This window comes from Mesorhizobium kamtschaticum (assembly GCF_056174585.1).
The window spans coordinates 5481190-5496502 of record NZ_CM149691.1; the positions used below are offsets into that span (position 1 = coordinate 5481190).

13 protein-coding genes and 2 pseudogenes are annotated in these 15313 nt (G+C 63.6%); 8 read left to right on the forward strand and 7 right to left on the reverse strand.

What is annotated here, in order from left to right:
* Position 1: 1 nt before the first annotated feature.
* From hutU to hutI, 4 genes and pseudogenes are all read right to left on the reverse strand, one after another.
* Positions 2-1672, reverse strand: coding sequence for a urocanate hydratase (hutU, locus tag AC0V7N_RS27290; RefSeq protein WP_172234832.1), 1671 nt, complete (start codon positions 1670-1672; stop codon positions 2-4).
* Positions 1673-1702: 30 nt separating this feature from the next.
* The gene (gene hutG, locus AC0V7N_RS27295; protein WP_475451315.1) at positions 1703-2521 is read right to left on the reverse strand and encodes an N-formylglutamate deformylase; all 819 of its coding nucleotides are present in this window, start codon (positions 2519-2521) and stop codon (positions 1703-1705) included.
* Positions 2521-4061: pseudogene (gene hutH / locus AC0V7N_RS27300) on the reverse strand (histidine ammonia-lyase). The gene hutG and the pseudogene hutH overlap by 1 nt, the downstream one beginning before the upstream one ends.
* Complete coding sequence (gene hutI / locus AC0V7N_RS27305; protein WP_475451316.1) at positions 4058-5287, reverse strand: imidazolonepropionase; 1230 nt, start codon at positions 5285-5287, stop codon at positions 4058-4060. The pseudogene hutH and the gene hutI overlap by 4 nt, the downstream one beginning before the upstream one ends.
* Before the next feature lie 97 nt (positions 5288-5384).
* Here hutI and AC0V7N_RS27310 point away from each other — a divergent pair.
* Positions 5385-6736: pseudogene (locus tag AC0V7N_RS27310) on the forward strand (formimidoylglutamate deiminase).
* Positions 6733-7473, forward strand: a complete 741-nt coding sequence (gene hutC, locus AC0V7N_RS27315; protein ID WP_475451318.1) for a histidine utilization transcriptional repressor HutC — start codon at positions 6733-6735, stop codon at positions 7471-7473. Before AC0V7N_RS27310 ends, hutC begins: the two are co-directional and overlap by 4 nt.
* Positions 7474-7700: 227 nt before the next feature.
* Here the strand turns inward: hutC and AC0V7N_RS27320 are convergent, their stop codons facing one another.
* Complete coding sequence (locus tag AC0V7N_RS27320; RefSeq protein WP_475451319.1) at positions 7701-8045, reverse strand: RidA family protein; 345 nt, start codon at positions 8043-8045, stop codon at positions 7701-7703.
* 221 nt (positions 8046-8266) lie between these two features.
* Here AC0V7N_RS27320 and aztA point away from each other — a divergent pair, with 221 nt between their 5' ends.
* The 5 genes from aztA (at position 8267) to AC0V7N_RS27345 (ending at position 12604) form a co-directional block, all read left to right on the forward strand.
* Positions 8267-9085, forward strand: a complete 819-nt coding sequence (gene aztA / locus AC0V7N_RS27325) for a zinc ABC transporter ATP-binding protein AztA (RefSeq protein ID WP_475451320.1) — start codon at positions 8267-8269, stop codon at positions 9083-9085.
* On the forward strand, positions 9085-9960 hold the full coding sequence (gene aztB, locus AC0V7N_RS27330) for a zinc ABC transporter permease AztB (RefSeq protein WP_475451321.1): 876 nt from the start codon (positions 9085-9087) through the stop codon (positions 9958-9960). Before aztA ends, aztB begins: the two co-directional genes overlap by 1 nt.
* Positions 9961-9990: 30 nt before the next feature.
* Positions 9991-10932 carry a zinc ABC transporter substrate-binding protein AztC gene (gene aztC, locus AC0V7N_RS27335; RefSeq protein WP_475451322.1) on the forward strand — a complete coding sequence of 314 codons (942 nt, stop codon included), beginning with the start codon at positions 9991-9993 and terminating at the stop codon, positions 10930-10932.
* Positions 10933-11052: 120 nt separating this feature from the next.
* Positions 11053-11391, forward strand: a complete 339-nt coding sequence (locus tag AC0V7N_RS27340; RefSeq protein ID WP_475451323.1) for a protein tyrosine phosphatase family protein — start codon at positions 11053-11055, stop codon at positions 11389-11391.
* A 172-nt stretch (positions 11392-11563) separates the two neighbouring features.
* Positions 11564-12604, forward strand: a complete 1041-nt coding sequence (locus tag AC0V7N_RS27345; protein ID WP_475450569.1) for an IS110 family RNA-guided transposase — start codon at positions 11564-11566, stop codon at positions 12602-12604.
* A gap of 390 nt (positions 12605-12994) precedes the next feature.
* Here the strand turns inward: AC0V7N_RS27345 and AC0V7N_RS27350 are convergent, their stop codons facing one another.
* A complete protein-coding gene (locus AC0V7N_RS27350; RefSeq protein ID WP_032933331.1) occupies positions 12995-13462 on the reverse strand; it encodes an Lrp/AsnC family transcriptional regulator in 468 nt (155 codons plus the stop codon).
* 139 nt (positions 13463-13601) lie between these two features.
* Between AC0V7N_RS27350 and hppD the strand changes: the two genes are divergently transcribed.
* Positions 13602-14714, forward strand: coding sequence for a 4-hydroxyphenylpyruvate dioxygenase (hppD, locus tag AC0V7N_RS27355; protein WP_475451324.1), 1113 nt, complete (start codon positions 13602-13604; stop codon positions 14712-14714).
* A gap of 52 nt (positions 14715-14766) precedes the next feature.
* Here hppD and AC0V7N_RS27360 read toward each other — a convergent pair whose 3' ends face one another.
* The gene (locus AC0V7N_RS27360) at positions 14767-15309 is read right to left on the reverse strand and encodes a DinB family protein (RefSeq protein WP_475451325.1); all 543 of its coding nucleotides are present in this window, start codon (positions 15307-15309) and stop codon (positions 14767-14769) included.
* Positions 15310-15313: the final 4 nt, after the last annotated feature.

Consider the following 15313-nt stretch of genomic DNA (forward strand, 5'->3'; position numbering starts at 1 on the left):
ATCACCCGAGAATGCCGGGCAGGTTGAGCTGGTGCTCCCTGGCGCAGTCGATGGCGATGTCGTAGCCGGCATCGGCGTGGCGCATGACGCCGGTCGCCGGGTCGTTCCACAGCACCCGCTCCAGCCGCCTTGCGGCGTCCGGCGTGCCGTCGGCGACGATGACCATGCCGGCGTGCTGCGAGAAGCCCATGCCGACGCCGCCGCCATGATGCAGCGACACCCAGGTGGCGCCGGACGCGGTGTTGAGCAGCGCGTTGAGCAGCGGCCAGTCGGAGACCGCGTCGGAGCCGTCCTTCATCGCTTCCGTCTCACGGTTCGGCGAAGCGACGGAGCCGGAATCGAGGTGATCGCGGCCGATGACGACCGGCGCCTTGAGCTCGCCCTTGGCGACCATCTCGTTGAAGGCTAGGCCGAGCCTGTGGCGATCGCCAAGACCGACCCAGCAGATGCGCGCCGGCAGGCCCTGAAAGGCAATGCGCTCGCGCGCCATGTCCAGCCAGTTGTGCAGATGGGTGTTGCCAGGCGTCAGTTCGCGCACCTTGGCATCGGTCTTGTAGATATCCTCGGGATCGCCAGAGAGCGCGGCCCAACGGAACGGGCCGATGCCGCGGCAAAACAGCGGGCGGATATAGGCCGGCACAAAGCCGGGGAAGGCAAAGGCGTTCTCGAAACCTTCATCCTTGGCGACCTGGCGGATGTTGTTGCCATAGTCGAGCGTCGGCACGCCGGCGTTCCAGAACGCCACCATCGCCTCGACATGTTCGCGCATGGAAGCGCGTGCGGCCTTCTCGACCGCCTTCGGGTCGCTGACGCGCTTCTCACGCCACTCAGCCATCGTCCAGCCCTTCGGCAGGTAGCCGTTGATTGGATCGTGGGCCGACGTCTGGTCGGTGACCATGTCGGGGCGGATGCCGCGCCTGAACATTTCGGGCACGATCTCGGCCGCATTGCCGAGCAGGCCAACCGACTTCGCTTCGCCGGCCTTGGTCCAGCGCTCGATCATTTCCATCGCCTCGTCAAGCGTCTCCGCCTTCTCGTCGACATAGCGGGTGCGCAGGCGGAAATCGATCGAATCCGGGTTGCATTCGATGGCAAGGCAGCAGGCGCCGGCCATGACAGCGGCCAGCGGCTGGGCGCCGCCCATCCCGCCGAGGCCGCCGGTCAGGATCCATTTGCCCTTGAGGTTGCCGCCATAGTGCTGGCGGCCGGCCTCGACGAAGGTCTCGTAGGTGCCCTGCACAATGCCTTGCGTGCCGATGTAGATCCACGAGCCGGCCGTCATCTGGCCGTACATCATCAAGCCCTTCTTATCGAGCTCGTTGAATTTGTCCCAATTCGCCCAGTGCGGCACGAGGTTGGAATTGGCAATCAGCACACGCGGCGCATCGGCGTGGGTGCGAAAAACGCCGACCGGCTTGCCCGATTGCACCAAAAGTGTCTCGTCCTCACCAAGCGTCTTCAGCGAGGCGACGATGCTGTCAAAGTCGTTCCAGGTGCGCGCGGCCCGGCCAATGCCGCCATAGACGACCAGTTCGTTGGGGTTTTCGGCAACCTCGGGGTCGAGATTGTTCATCAGCATGCGCAACGGCGCCTCGGTCGTCCAATAGCGGGCGTTGAGCTTGTCGCCGCGCGGCGCGCGGACTTCACGGATGTTGTGGCGAGGATTGTTCATCATTGTCCCTTTCGAGTAAGGCGGCGCGCGTCAGCGCCCGGCCCAGTCAATGGCGGTTTCGAGAATCTGCTTCAGCGTTGCGCGGATCGGCGCAGCGAAATCGGCGTCATACGGTACCGGCCAATTGTCCGGCTCACCCTGTTCCTCGGGCTCGCGCATGTAGCCGCGGTTGGAGAGTTCCATCTGCAAGGCGTGGACACCCTGTTGCGGCTGGCCAAAATGGCGTGTGATCCAGCCGCCCTTGAAGCGGCCGTTGACGACAGAGGTTTCGCCGGTCTCAGTCATGATCTGGCTGACCATTGCCTGCAGATTCGGATCGGCGCTCTTGCCGTCATTGGTGCCGAGGTTGAACACCGGCAGCGTGCCTTCGAACAGGCGCGGCAGCACCGAGCGGATCGAGTGGCAATCGTAGAGGACGATCTTGTCGTGCAGGCCACGCAGCCGGTCGATCTCGGCCTGCAAGGCGGCATGATAAGGCACGAAGAATTTTTCGCGACGCTCGTCGACCTCCGACGGTCCCGGCTCTTCACCTTCGCGGTAGAGCGGATCGCCGTCGAAGGTTTCTGTCGGGCACAGGCCGGTCGTTGCCTGTCCGGGATAGAGCGAGGCGCCCGAGGGATCGCGGTTGACGTCGATGACGGTGCGCGAGATCGCGGTGTGGACGACGGTGGCGCCGAGGCTGCCGGCGAAGTCATAGAGATTGTCGATCCACCAGTCGCAATCGCGGCGGCCGAGCCAGGGCGAGACCAGCCGGTTTTCGAGGCCGGCAAGGTCGATGCCGGTGTGCGGAATCGACACCAGCAGGGGTGCTGTGCCTTGGCTAACGGTGAGCCAGGGTGTGGCGGCCATCACGCCGCTCCCGAAATCGAGGGCAGCGCCACCGCGCCGGCGGCCCTGACGGTCGCGCCGCTGCGCACCATGGCGATTGCCTTTTCCATGTCGGGATGAAAGTGCCGGTCATTGTCGAGATGCGGCACTTCGGCCCGGACCAGTTTGCGCACTGCTTCCAGAGCGGCACTCGACGCCAATGGCGCATGGAAATCGCAACCCTGCGCGGCGGCCAGCAATTCGATGCCGATTACAGCCGTCGCATTCTCGACCATGCCGATCAGCCGGCGCGCGCCATGCGCGGCCATCGAAACGTGGTCTTCCTGATTGGCCGAGGTCGGAATGGAATCGACGCTGGCCGGATAGGCCTTCTGCTTGTTTTCCGAGACGAGTGCCGCCGCCGTCACCTGCGGGATCATGAAGCCGGAGTTCAGGCCGGGCTTGGGCGTCAGGAAGGCTGGCATGCCCGACAGCGCCGGATCGACCAGCATGGCGATGCGGCGTTCCGACAACGAGCCGATCTCGCAGACGGCAAGCGCGATCATATCGGCGGCGAAAGCCACCGGCTCGGCGTGGAAATTGCCACCAGAGAGCGCGGTATCATCCTCGGCGAAGATCAGCGGGTTGTCGGTGACGCCATTGGCTTCGGTGCCGAGCGTGTCGGCGGCCTGGCGCAGCACGGTGAGTGCGGCGCCCATGACCTGTGGCTGGCAGCGCAGGCAATAGGGATCCTGTACGCGCTCGTCGCCGACGCGGTGCGATTCACGGATGGCGCTGCCGGCCATCAGATTGCGCAGCGCGTCTGCCGTCTCGATCTGGCCGGGATGCTTTCTCAGCACATGGATACGCGGATCGAACGGGGCGTCGGAGCCTTTTGCGGCGTCGGTCGACAGTGCGCCGGCGACCAGCGCCGACTGGTAGAGCACTTCGGCCTCGAACAAGGCGGCGAGCGCATAGGCGGTGGAAAACTGCGTACCATTCAGAAGCGCCAGACCTTCCTTGGCGCCCAATGTCACCGGCTCGAGGCCGTGCGAGACAAAAGCGACCTTGGCCGGGAAACGGCCATGTGGCGTAAAACATTCGCCGACGCCGATCATCACCGCCGTCATGTGCGACAGCGGGGCAAGGTCGCCGGAAGCGCCGACGGAGCCTTGCGCCGGCACCACGGGGATCACGTCGTTGGCAAGCATCGCTTCCAGCAGCTCGATGGTTTCGGGCGGACGCCAGAGGCGCCCTGCGCCAGGCTGGCGAGTTTCAGCGCCATCATCAGCCGGGCAATGGCCACCGGCATCGGCTCGCCGACGCCGGCGGCGTGCGACAGCACGATGTTGCGCTGCAAGGTCTCGAGATCGCCAGCCGGGATGCGCACGCTGGCCAGTTTGCCGAAGCCGGTGTTGATGCCGTAGACCGGCTCGCCCTTGGCAACGATCCTGGCGACAGCCTCGGCGCTCGCCTTGATCTTTGGGCGGCAGGCATCATCCAGTTTCGGTACGGCGCCACGATAGATGGCGCGCCAGTCGGCCAGCGTCGCATTGCCGGGCTTCAAGGTCAGTTCGGTCATTGTCCTCTCCAGATGCGGGCATGGAGCGGGTTGAAGCCCATGCGGTAAACGAGTTCGGCGGGACGCTCGATGTCCCAGATCGCCAGATCGGCGGATTTTCCGGCTTCCAGCGTGCCGGCCTTGTCGAGAAGGCCAAGCGCACGAGCGGCCTCGCGGGTGACGCCGGCGAGGCATTCATCGACGGTCAAGCCAAAGAGCGTGGCTGCCATATTCATGGTGAGCAACAGCGAGGTGAGCGGCGATGTGCCGGGATTGCTGTCCGTCGCCACCGCCATCTTGACGCCATGGCGGCGGAGCAGGTCGACAGGCGGCTTCTTGGTTTCGCGGATAAAGTAATAGGCGCCGGGCAGGATGGTCGCCACCGTGCCGGCCTTCGCCATCGCGGCAGCGCCCGCCTCGTCCGTATATTCGAGATGGTCGGCGGACAGCGCGCCATAGCTGGCGGCAAGCGCTGCCCCGTGCAGGTTGGACAGTTGGTCGGCGTGAAGCTTGACCGGCAGGCCCAGGGCCTTGGCGGCATCGAAAACGCGCGCCATCTGCTCAGGGGAGAACGCTATGCCTTCGCAAAAACCGTCGACCGCATCGGCCAGTCCCTCGGCGGCAACCGCTGGAACGATCTGCTTGGCGACCAAATCGATAAAAGCGTCCTTGTCACCCTTGGCTTCAGGCGGCAGTGCGTGCGCAGCGAGGCACGTCGTACGGACGGCGACAGGGCGTTCATTGGCCAACCGGCGGGCGGCACGCAACGACTTCTTCTCATTGTCGAGGTCTAGTCCGTAGCCAGACTTAACCTCGACCGTCGTGACGCCTTCGGCCATCAGCGCATCGAGGCGTGGCAGCGTCTGGGCAACGAGCTCATCCTCGCTGGCCGCGCGCAGCGACTTGACCGAGGAAACAATACCGCCGCCAGCGCGGGCCACTTCTTCATAGGTGGCGCCGGCCAGCCGCATCTCGAATTCGTTGGCGCGGTTGCCAGCATAGACAAGATGGGTGTGGCAATCGATCAGGCCGGGCGTGATCCAGCGGCCCTCGCAATCGATGGTCTCCGCGCCCTGCCTAAGCGAAGCCGGCATGTCCGCTTCGGCGCCGGCATAGACGATAAGCCCGTCGCGGGCAGCAACGGCGCCCTTCTCGACGACGCCGAGGCCAGCTGTGCCGTCGGCCATGGTTGCCAGCCGCGCATTGCGCCACAGACGAAAGCCGCTCTTCCCGTTTGCTCCAACCATCATCTTTTCCATTTGAAAGGATGGCGATTATGTATATACATATTGAAACGCGACGCAAGTGGTCTCGTCGCTCGGGCATGCAGATTTGGAGGCGGACGTGACGGCGATCTTTGCGGAACAGGCGCTGCTGCCCAAGGGCTGGCAAAGCAATGTCAGGATCGCGCTCGATGGAGGCCGTATCGCCACCGTCGATGCGGGCACCACTCCGCAGGCCGGCGACGAGCGCCACGTCATTCTCGTGCCCGGCATGCCCAATCTGCACAGCCACGCCTTCCAGCGCGGCATGGCCGGGCTTGCCGAGCTTCGCGGCCCGTCCGCCGACAGTTTCTGGAGCTGGCGCGAGGTGATGTACCGCTTCGCGCTGTCGATGACACCGGATCAGGTCGAGGCGGTTGCCGCGCAGCTCTATGTCGAGATGCTGGAGGCTGGTTTTTCCCGCGTCGGTGAATTCCACTATTTGCACCACGACCGCGATGGAAAGCCCTACGCCAATCTCGCCGAGATGGCAGAACGGATCGCCGCCGCGGCTGGCGAAACGGGTATCGGCCTGACGCTGCTGCCGGTGTTTATGCGCACTCCTCCTTCGGCGGTGCGGCGCCGAACGAAGGCCAGCGCCGATTCATCAACGATGTGAATCGGTTCTCCCGGCTTGTCGAGAAGAGCCGCGAATCGGTTCGTGCGTTGAATCAAGCCGTCGTCGGCGTCGCCCCGCACAGTCTGCGCGCCGCGACGCCGGAGGAACTGACCCAAATTGCTGCTTTGGCGCCGAATGGGCCGATCCACATCCACGTCGCCGAACAGGTGAAGGAAGTCGAGGATTGCCTCGCCTGGTCCGGCGCGCGCCCGGTCGAATTTCTGCTTGGCGCTGCCGATGTCGACCAGCGCTGGTGCCTGATCCACGCCACCCATATGACCGATGCGGAAACGATCGGCATGGCCAAGAGCGGCGCCATCGCCGGCCTTTGCCCGATCACCGAGGCCAATCTCGGCGACGGCACATTTGCTGCGCCCTTGTTCGGGGAGCATGGCGGCCGCTTCGGTGTCGGCTCCGATTCCAACGTGCTGATCGGACTGCCCGACGAATTGCGCCAGCTCGAATATTCGCAGCGCCTCGCCCACCGCGCCCGCAATGTCCTTGCCGTGGCCGGGGGCTCGACCGGCCGGGCGCTGTTCGACGCAGCACTTGATGGCGGCAGCGTCGCGCTTGGCGCCGGCGCCTCGCAGATCGCCGTCGGGAGCGCCGCCGATCTTGTCTCGCTCGACGCCAAGACCCCCTCGCTGGCCGGCAAGACCGGCGACGCGATCCTCGACGCCTGGATCTTCGCCAATGGCAGCAAGGTCGACTGCGTCTGGGTGCATGGGCAGAAACAGGTCAGCGGCGGCCGGCATGCCAGACGCGAAGCCATCGCCGAGCGGTTTCGCACTGTGATGACGGCGCTGTCGGCATGAGCACGGTCGAGACAGTTGATGCTGACAGCGGCGGATCGCTGCACCAGCGTATCCTGTCCGACATCAGCGAAAAGATCCTGTCCGGCGCCTGGGCGCCCGGACATCGCATTCCGTTCGAGCATGAGCTGACGACCGAGTACAATTGCTCGCGCATGACGGTGAACAAGGCGCTGTCGCAGCTGGCCAAGGCCGGGCTGATCGAACGCCGCCGCCGCTCAGGCAGCTTTGTCCGCCAGCCGCAGTCGCAGGCAGCGGTGCTGGAACTTCATGACATCAGGATCGAGGTCGAAGCGCTTGGCCTACCCTATCGTTACGAGCGGCTGGAGCGCCTGAAGCGGCGCAGCAACGCGGACGACAGAGCGCTGCTCGGGCTGTCCGTCGCAGGGTCATTGCTATGGGTCGAAGGCCTGCATTTTGCCGGCGAGCGGCCATTCGCACTCGAGCAGCGGCTGATCAATCTTTCGGCGGTCCCTGAAGCCGGAGACGAAGAGTTCAGGGAAATCGCCGCCGGGCCCTGGCTGATCGGCCGCGTGCCCTGGAGCGAGGCCGAACACCGGATCCGTGCCATGGCCGCCGATGAGATTGTTGCCGACGCGCTCGATATCGATCCGGGCGCGCCTTGCCTGGTGGTCGAGCGCCGCACCTGGAGCGCGGAACACCCGGTCACCCATGTCCGGTTTGTCTATCCGGCGGAAAGCCACACGCTGGTGGCAAGGTTCACGCCGTCGCAGGGGTGAGGCGTGTCCAGCCGAAGGCTGGCGAAAAGCCAACGATTTGGCTTTTCGAACGCCGAACGCCCGGAGCCATAGCGGAGGGCAGTTGCGCTGGGCTGGGTCCCCGCTGCCTTCGGCAGCGTCCCAGCGTTCGCGGGCCTTTCGGCGCGCCACTGGCGCGCCGAATTCGCTGACGCGAACCGGCTGCTCACCCCCCACAAGGGGGGAGATTGGCAGTTCCAGCGCCGCGCTTAAATCGCCGCCGTAACAATAATCTCGACCAGATATTCCGGGCCGGCGAGCTTGGCTTCGCCGGTGGCGCGGGCCGGCGTGTGGCCCTGCGGCACCCACTTGTCCCATTCCGAATTCATCTCGGCGAAGGTGCCCATGTCGGCCAGCCAGATGATCGCCTGAACGATCTTGGTCTTGTCGGTGCCGGCCTTGGCCAGCAATTCGTCGATGGCCGCCAGGATATCGCGGGTCTGCGAGGCGACGTTGCCGCTGGGCTCGCCGACCTGGCCGGCCAGATAGACGGTGTTGCCGTGGATGACGATCTGGCTCATGCGCGGGCCAACATCGATGCGACGAATGCTCATGGGAGGTTCCTTCCTGTTATGGGTGGCGACTGTTTAGAGTTGGCGCGGGCTTCGGGCAAGGCCGCCCGGACCAAATCCCCTTGGACCAGTGCGGAAGAGATTCACGGCAAGTTGAGCCGCCGGTCGCAATTCCGCCCGATTGGCTTGTTGACTAATGTAATAACATCACATATCCAATCGACCCCTGCCCGCAGCCGGGTTTCGCTGCTCCACGGAACGACATGACCCAGACCTGCCTGACCTTCCGTGACCTGACGCTGGGCTACAGCAGCCACCCGGCGATCCATCATCTCGACGGCACCATCCGCAAGGGGTCGCTAACGGCCGTGGTCGGCGCCAATGGCTCCGGCAAATCGACGCTGATGAAGGGTATCGTCGGGGTGCTGAAGCCGATGGCCGGCGAGGTTGTCCGCGCACCTGGCGTGCGCGCCGCCTACCTGCCACAGCAATCGGAACTCGACCGTTCCTTTCCCGCCCGCGTCGTCGATCTGGTTTCGCTCGGCCTCTGGCCGAAACGCGGCATGCTTGGCCGCTACACCAAGGAAGATCGCGAGTCCGTCAGCCAGGCGCTGATGGCGGTAGGCCTTGGCGGCTTCGAGAAGCGCCCGATCGACACGCTGTCGGGCGGCCAGCTGCAGCGCACGCTGTTTGCCCGCGTGCTGTTGCAGGACGCCGACCTGATCCTGCTCGACGAACCATTCAACGCCGTCGATGCCAAGACGGTCGGCGACCTGATTGCGCTCATCAAGCGCTGGCACGGCGAGGAACGCACCATCATGGTCGTCGTCCACGATCTCGATCTCGTGCGGCAGAATTTTCCTGAGACGCTGCTTTTGGCCCGCCAGCCGATCGCCTGGGGCGAAACGCGCGAGACGCTGAAGCCGGAGAACCTGTTGCGCGCCCGCCGTTTTCACGAAGCCTGGGAGGAAAACGCGCCCTGGTGCGAACCGGAAGAGCACACTCATGATCATGCCCATGGGCACGATCATGATGGCCACGATCACGACCATCACCACGGCGCCGGACCGAGGGCGGCCTGATGGACTGGGTCTACGGTCTTTTCATCGCCCCTTTCGCCGATTTCGGCTTCATGCAGCGGGCGCTGTTCGGCTCGCTGATGCTGTCGCTCGGCGCCTGCCCCATCGGCGTCTTCCTGATGCTGCGGCGCATGAGCCTGTCGGGTGACGCCATGGCGCATGCCATCCTGCCGGGGGCGGCCGCCGGCTTCCTGTTCTATGGGCTGGAAATCCTGCCGATGACCATTGGTGGCCTGATCGCCGGCATCGTCGTGGCGCTCGGCGCCGGTGCCGTCTCGCGCTTCACCATCCAACGTGAGGATGCCTCGATGGCGGCCTTCTATCTGATTTCACTCGCCATCGGCGTGCTGATGGTGTCGATCCGCGGCTCCAGTGTCGATCTGATGCATGTGCTGTTCGGCACGGTGCTGGCGCTCAACAACGAGGCGCTGATCCTGATTGGCGGCATCGTCGCGGTGACGCTGGTCAGCCTCGCCATCTTCTGGCGGGCGCTGGTCGCCGAATGCCTCGATCCGCTGTTCCTGCGTTCGGTCAGCAAGATGGGCAGCCCGGTGCATTTCATCTTCCTTGGCCTCGTCGTGCTCAACCTCGTTGGCGGTTTCCAGGCGCTCGGCACTTTGCTGTCCGTCGGCCTGATGATGCTGCCGGCGGCGGCCGCCCGCTTCTGGACGGTGCGCGTCGAGCCGATGTGCGTGCTGGCCGTGCTGATCGGCTTTGCCTCCTGCATCGCCGGGCTGCTTCTGTCCTATCACGCCTCGCTGCCGTCCGGCCCGGCCATCATCCTGTCGGCCGGCGTCGTCTACTTCGCCTCGATCCTGTTTGGCACGCGCGGCATTTTGCGCGCCCGCATCATCCATCACCGTCACAGAACGGCCTGATCCCTCGCCCCTCGAAAGGAGACCCCGTCCATGCTGAAATCCATCCGCGCCGCCCTGGCGATGAGCGTTATAACATTAACGGCCTTTGGTGCGTCCTCAGCCTTCGCGGCCCCGCTGAAAGTCGTTGCCAGCTTCACCGTCATTGCCGACTTTGCCAGGAATGTCGGCGGCGACCGTGTCGACATCACCACCATCGTCGGACCGGATGGCGACGCCCACGTCTATGAGCCGAGCCCGGCCGATGCAGTCGCCATGGCCAAGGCCGATATCGTGCTGGTCAACGGCCTGCACTTTGAAGGTTTCCTGCAGCGGCTGGTCGACGCCAGCGCCACCAAGGCGTCTATCATCACCTTGACCGAGGGCGTGACGCCGATCGACTTCAAGCCTGAATTCGCCGACGCCGACGCGGCCGAGGGTGCCGGCACCGGCGGCGGCAAGACGGTTACCGATCCGCACGCCTTCCAGTCGATCGCCAATGCCAAGATCTATGTGAAGAACATCGCCGAGGCGTTTTGCGCCGCCGATTCCGAGGGCTGCGTCGGCTACCAGACCAATGCCGCCGCCTACACCAAGAAACTCGATGCGCTGGAGGGCGAAGTGAAGGCGGCGATCCAGTCGATCCCCGAAGCCAAGCGCGTCGTCATCACCTCGCATGACGCCTTCGGCTATTTCGAGCACGAATACGGCCTGACCTTCCTTGCCCCGCAAGGTATTTCGACCGATTCCGAACCATCGGCCGCGGACGTCGCCAAGCTGGTCGAGCAGGTGAAGCAGGACAAAGCGTCGGCGATTTTCGTCGAGAACATCACCAACCCGCGCCTGATCGAACAGATCGCCAGCGAGACCGGCATCAAGGTGGGCGGCACGCTCTATTCGGATGCGCTGTCGCAGCCCGATGGCCCGGGATCGACCTATATCGACATGATGCACAACAACATCCGCCAGATCAAAGGCGCGATCCTCGGAAGCTGATTTTCTCATTCCATCCGGTCGGGCCGAGACAAGGTCGGCCGGATTTTACCTGACGGGTGTTGCCGGTTCCGCTGGAGAGTGGCAAGACTTCTCGCCAAACCAGATTGCGAGGATGCTGCCATGGAATATCGTGAGATCAGCGAGGACTATTCGGTCTCTGGCCAGATCCAGCCAGAAGACGTCGCCGCCATCAAGGAGGCCGGCTTCAAGAGCGTCATCTGCAACCGGCCGGACGACGAGCAGCCCGGCCAACCCTCAGCCAAAAGCATCGGCTCGGCGGTCGAAGCCGCCGGCCTCGCTTTCCGCTACATCCCTGTGATCAGCGGCCAGATCACCGCCGAGAATGTCGAGGACCAGGCCGAGGCACTCGACGCGCTCGAAGGCCCGGTCTTCGCCTATTGCCGCTCGGGTGCGCGCTGCACCAACCTGTACGGGCTGATCCAGCAGTCGAAGGGCTGAAAATTCGCCAGCGCAAGGTGTGCTGAGATTCAGGTCAGGCCGAGTCGAAAACGATGGCTTCCGAGAACCGGAGCGGAGCGTACTTAAAGTACGTGTTGGGTGGACGGCCCCCGACGGCATCGCGATGTGCCAGATTGAGGTCGTTGCAGATCTCAAACCAGGGAGACCGTCCGTGGATAAACTTATTCGCATTGGCATGGATACGTCAAAGAGCGTTTTCCAGTTGCATGGCGTGAATGAAGCTGAACAGCCGGTGTTGCGCAAGAAGCTGCGGCGCAATCAGGTGCTTGCCTTCTTTGCCGAGCTTTCGGGACTGAAAATTGGCATGGAGGCCTGTGGCGCGGCGCACTACTGGGCGCGGGAATTGCGCGCGCTGGGCCATGAAGTGGTGTTGCTGCCGCCGCAGTACGTGAAGCCCTATGTGAAGCGCTCCAAGTCGGATGCGGCGGACGCCGGGGCGATCTGTGAGGCGATGAGCCGGCCAGAGATGCGTTTTGTTCCGATCAAGAGCGCCGACCAGTTGGGATCGCAAATGCTGGCGAAACTGCGCGCGCGGTTCATCGGCCGGCGCACGCAGCTCGCCAATTCGATCCGAGGCTTTGCGGCGGAGTTCGGTCTTGTCGCGCCCAAGGGGCTTTCCCGCCTCGGCGATCTGCTGGCTGACATTCGCGCTGATGTGACGATCCCGGACACGGCCAGGGACATGTTCGAGACGCTGGCGCGCGATTATGCGCATATCAGCGCCGAGGTCGCCACGCTCGATGAGAAGCTGCTTGCGCTTCACAGACAGAGCGAAGTGAGCCAGCGGTTGGCCGCCATACCGGCGGTTGGTCCCGTCGGAGCGACGCTGCTGGCCATCAAGGTTACGGATGCGCATGGCTTCAGATCGGGACGGGACTTTGCCGCCTGGCTCGGACTGACGCCGAAGAACCATTCAACAGCAGGTAGAAACAGGCTCGGCGTAATTACCCGCGCCGGCGACGAGATGCTGCGAAGTGTGCTGGTGGCGGGCGCGACCGCTCTCATCCAGCACATGCGGCGTGGCAGCAAACGGGTCTGGCCCTGGTTACGGGCCTTGATTGCGCGCAAAGCTCCCAAGCTGGCAGCGGTGGCGCTGGCCAACAAGCTCGCTCGGATCGCCTGGAGGTTGATGGTCAGCGGCGAGCATTATCGCCCTATCAGCGCCATCCATCCGACCTCGGTGCAGCCGTAAGAGATCAGAGTTCGGCGTCGAGTTCACGTTCGACGTCGAGGCCGGAACTTGCAAGCAGAGGAGAAGATGGCGTGACCGGTCGAACCGGGACAAGCGAGGCATTCCGAGGTGCTCACCGGCAGCCAATGTCGTGTACGTGTTTGGAACTCGCTATCCGTGAAGCCCATCTTGGCCAGCGCTCACAAATCCGCGCGCAAAAGGCCGGACATATGAGCGCAAGCGATCCGATCAAACCATCCCAACCGAGCCTTGCAAGCAGGGGGCCGTCCACATATGAGCACCGGCCGTAGCCTTAGTTGCCACGCTACTCACGAGTGCTTCGGCCGGCGAAGGCCGGAAGCGCAGGAAGCTGGCATTTGCAGGCCGGCCTCACCTGAATATCGACACACCTCAAATCGGCAGAGCACCGGTTTCCTTGAGCGTTTCCAGCACGATAGCCGTCTTCACATGCTGCACCGATTCATGCGGCAGAAGCACGCCATTGACGAATTCCGACAATGATTTGAGATCGGGCGTCACCACTTTCAGGATGTAATCCATCTCACCGGTCAGCGCGTGCGCCTCCTGCACCTCGGGCAGCCGCGCCACTAACTCGCCGAAGCGCCTGGCATTGTCGCGATTGTGGGTGGCAAGCGTTACCGAGATGACGTTGACCAGCGAGAAGCCGAGCTTGTCGCGGTCGAGTACCGCCCGATAGCCCTTGATATAGCCGTCCTCCTCGAGCCGCTGGCGGCGGCGCGAGCATTGCGACGCCGACAGATTCACCCGCTCCGAGAGATCGTTGTTGGTGAGCCGCGCGTCGCCCTGCAGCAGCGCCATTATCTTGCGGTCAAACTGATCAATGCGCGTCTCATCCATGGTTTTGTCTCTCATCATGCATGTTTCACGCATGACATCATCATTTCAAGCGTTTGAATGCAAGCACCATGCACCGGCTCCGCGCTATGATGGCATGAGATGGCCTTTTCAGGCCAAGCCAGCTTTTTGGAGGAATGCCATGGGTCCTTTCCCGCACGACGCCCCGCCCGCCACGATCAGCAAGGACAACCCTGCCGGCACCGATGGCTTCGAGTTCGTCGAATTCGCGCATCCGGAGCCACAGAAGCTGGCCGAGCTGTTCACCCGCATGGGCTATGCGGCGGTGGCGAAGCACCGGACCAAAGACATCACCGTCTGGCGCCAGGGCGACATCAACTATGTCGTCAATGCCGAGCCGGGCTCGCATGCGATGAAGTTCGCCGACAAGCATGGCCCGTGCGCCGCCTCGATGGCCTGGCGCGTGGTCGATGCCAAGTATGCGTTCGACCACGCCGTCTCAAAGGGCGCGACGCCTTACGAAGGCGACGACAAAGCGCTCGATGTTCCGGCGATCGTCGGCATCGGTGGCTCACTGCTCTATTTCATCGATACCTACGGCAAGAAGGGCTCGGCCTATGATGCCGAGTTCGAATGGCTCGGCGCGCGCGATCCGCGGCCGCAAGGCGTCGGCTTCTATTTCCTCGACCACCTGACCCACAATGTCTATCGCGGCCAGATGGACAAATGGTGGGATTTCTACCGCAATCTGTTCGGCTTCAAGCAGATCCACTTCTTCGACATTGACGGCAAGATCACCGGCCTGGTCAGCCGCGCTATCACCTCGCCCTGCGGCAAGATCCGCATTCCGCTCAACGAATCCAAGGACGAGACCAGCCAGATCGCCGAGTATCTGAAGAAGTACAATGGCGAAGGCATCCAACACATCGCTGTCGGCACCGACGAGATCTACGCTGCCACCGACAAGCTGGCCGACAACGGGCTGAAGTTCATGCCCGGCCCGCCGGAAACCTATTACGACATGTCCTATGACCGGGTGAACGGCCATGACGAGCCGATCGAGCGGATGAAGAAGCACGGCATCCTGATCGACGGCGAAGGCGTGGTCGATGGCGGCATGACCAAGATCCTGCTGCAGATATTCTCGAAAACCGTGATCGGACCGATCTTCTTCGAATTCATCCAGCGCAAGGGCGACGAAGGCTTTGGCGAAGGCAATTTCCGCGCGCTGTTCGAATCGATCGAGCAGGACCAGATCAAGCGCGGCGTGATCAAGGTTCAGGCGGCGGAATAAGGTTCAGGTCGGGCGGATTGCACGTGGCCCGCTTATGGGCCATGCGCAAAAATCAGATCTTGAACCCCAGCCGCTCGACCTCTTTCTCCCGCAACTTCACATCATAATCGAGCAGGAACTCGTCAAGTTGCGGCGGCGCCACCGAGGTGCCGGACAGCATGGCGTGCACCTGGCCGCGATGGTGGATGTCGTGCAGGAAGACGTGGGCGAGGATGTCGCCGATCTTTTCGGGGATCATGCCGTCCTCGCGCCGGTCGGTGATGACATGGCGATCGAGATCGGCCTCCGACAGGCCATCACAGAAGGCGATCAGCCGCCGGTCGGCCGCAACCTGGGCAACATAGAGTTCCCGCCGCTCGTCGAAGGGCACGAAATCATCATGGGCCGCGGCGCCGACGCCGCCCTCTTCGAGAAAATCGAGATAGAGATAATCGACCGCGAGGATGTGGTTGAGCGTCGCCTTGATCGACGGGAAAAAGCTGGTGCGCTCGGCTTCGAACTCACCGGGCTTGAGCGCCAGCACGGCACGATAGAGCCGGTCGTTCGACCAGAGATTGTTGCCGGCCATGCGGCGCAGATGATCCAACAGGGTCACGAGA

Excerpts from the sequence above, each read along its gene's own strand:
- aztB (WP_475451321.1), top strand. The coding sequence starts at position 9,085 with ATGGACTGGGTCTACGGTCTTTTCATCGCCCCTTTCGCCGATTTCGGC.
- hutU (WP_172234832.1), bottom strand. The coding sequence starts at position 1,672 with ATGAACAATCCTCGCCACAACATCCGTGAAGTCCGCGCGCCGCGCGGC.
- aztA (WP_475451320.1), top strand. The coding sequence starts at position 8,267 with ATGACCCAGACCTGCCTGACCTTCCGTGACCTGACGCTGGGCTACAGC.
- AC0V7N_RS27350 (WP_032933331.1), bottom strand. The coding sequence starts at position 13,462 with ATGGATGAGACGCGCATTGATCAGTTTGACCGCAAGATAATGGCGCTG.
- hppD (WP_475451324.1), top strand. The coding sequence starts at position 13,602 with ATGGGTCCTTTCCCGCACGACGCCCCGCCCGCCACGATCAGCAAGGAC.
- hutG (WP_475451315.1), bottom strand. The coding sequence starts at position 2,521 with ATGGCCGCCACACCCTGGCTCACCGTTAGCCAAGGCACAGCACCCCTG.
- hutI (WP_475451316.1), bottom strand. The coding sequence starts at position 5,287 with ATGGTTGGAGCAAACGGGAAGAGCGGCTTTCGTCTGTGGCGCAATGCG.
- AC0V7N_RS27340 (WP_475451323.1), top strand. The coding sequence starts at position 11,053 with ATGGAATATCGTGAGATCAGCGAGGACTATTCGGTCTCTGGCCAGATC.
- AC0V7N_RS27320 (WP_475451319.1), bottom strand. The coding sequence starts at position 8,045 with ATGAGCATTCGTCGCATCGATGTTGGCCCGCGCATGAGCCAGATCGTC.
- hutC (WP_475451318.1), top strand. The coding sequence starts at position 6,733 with ATGAGCACGGTCGAGACAGTTGATGCTGACAGCGGCGGATCGCTGCAC.
- aztC (WP_475451322.1), top strand. The coding sequence starts at position 9,991 with ATGCTGAAATCCATCCGCGCCGCCCTGGCGATGAGCGTTATAACATTA.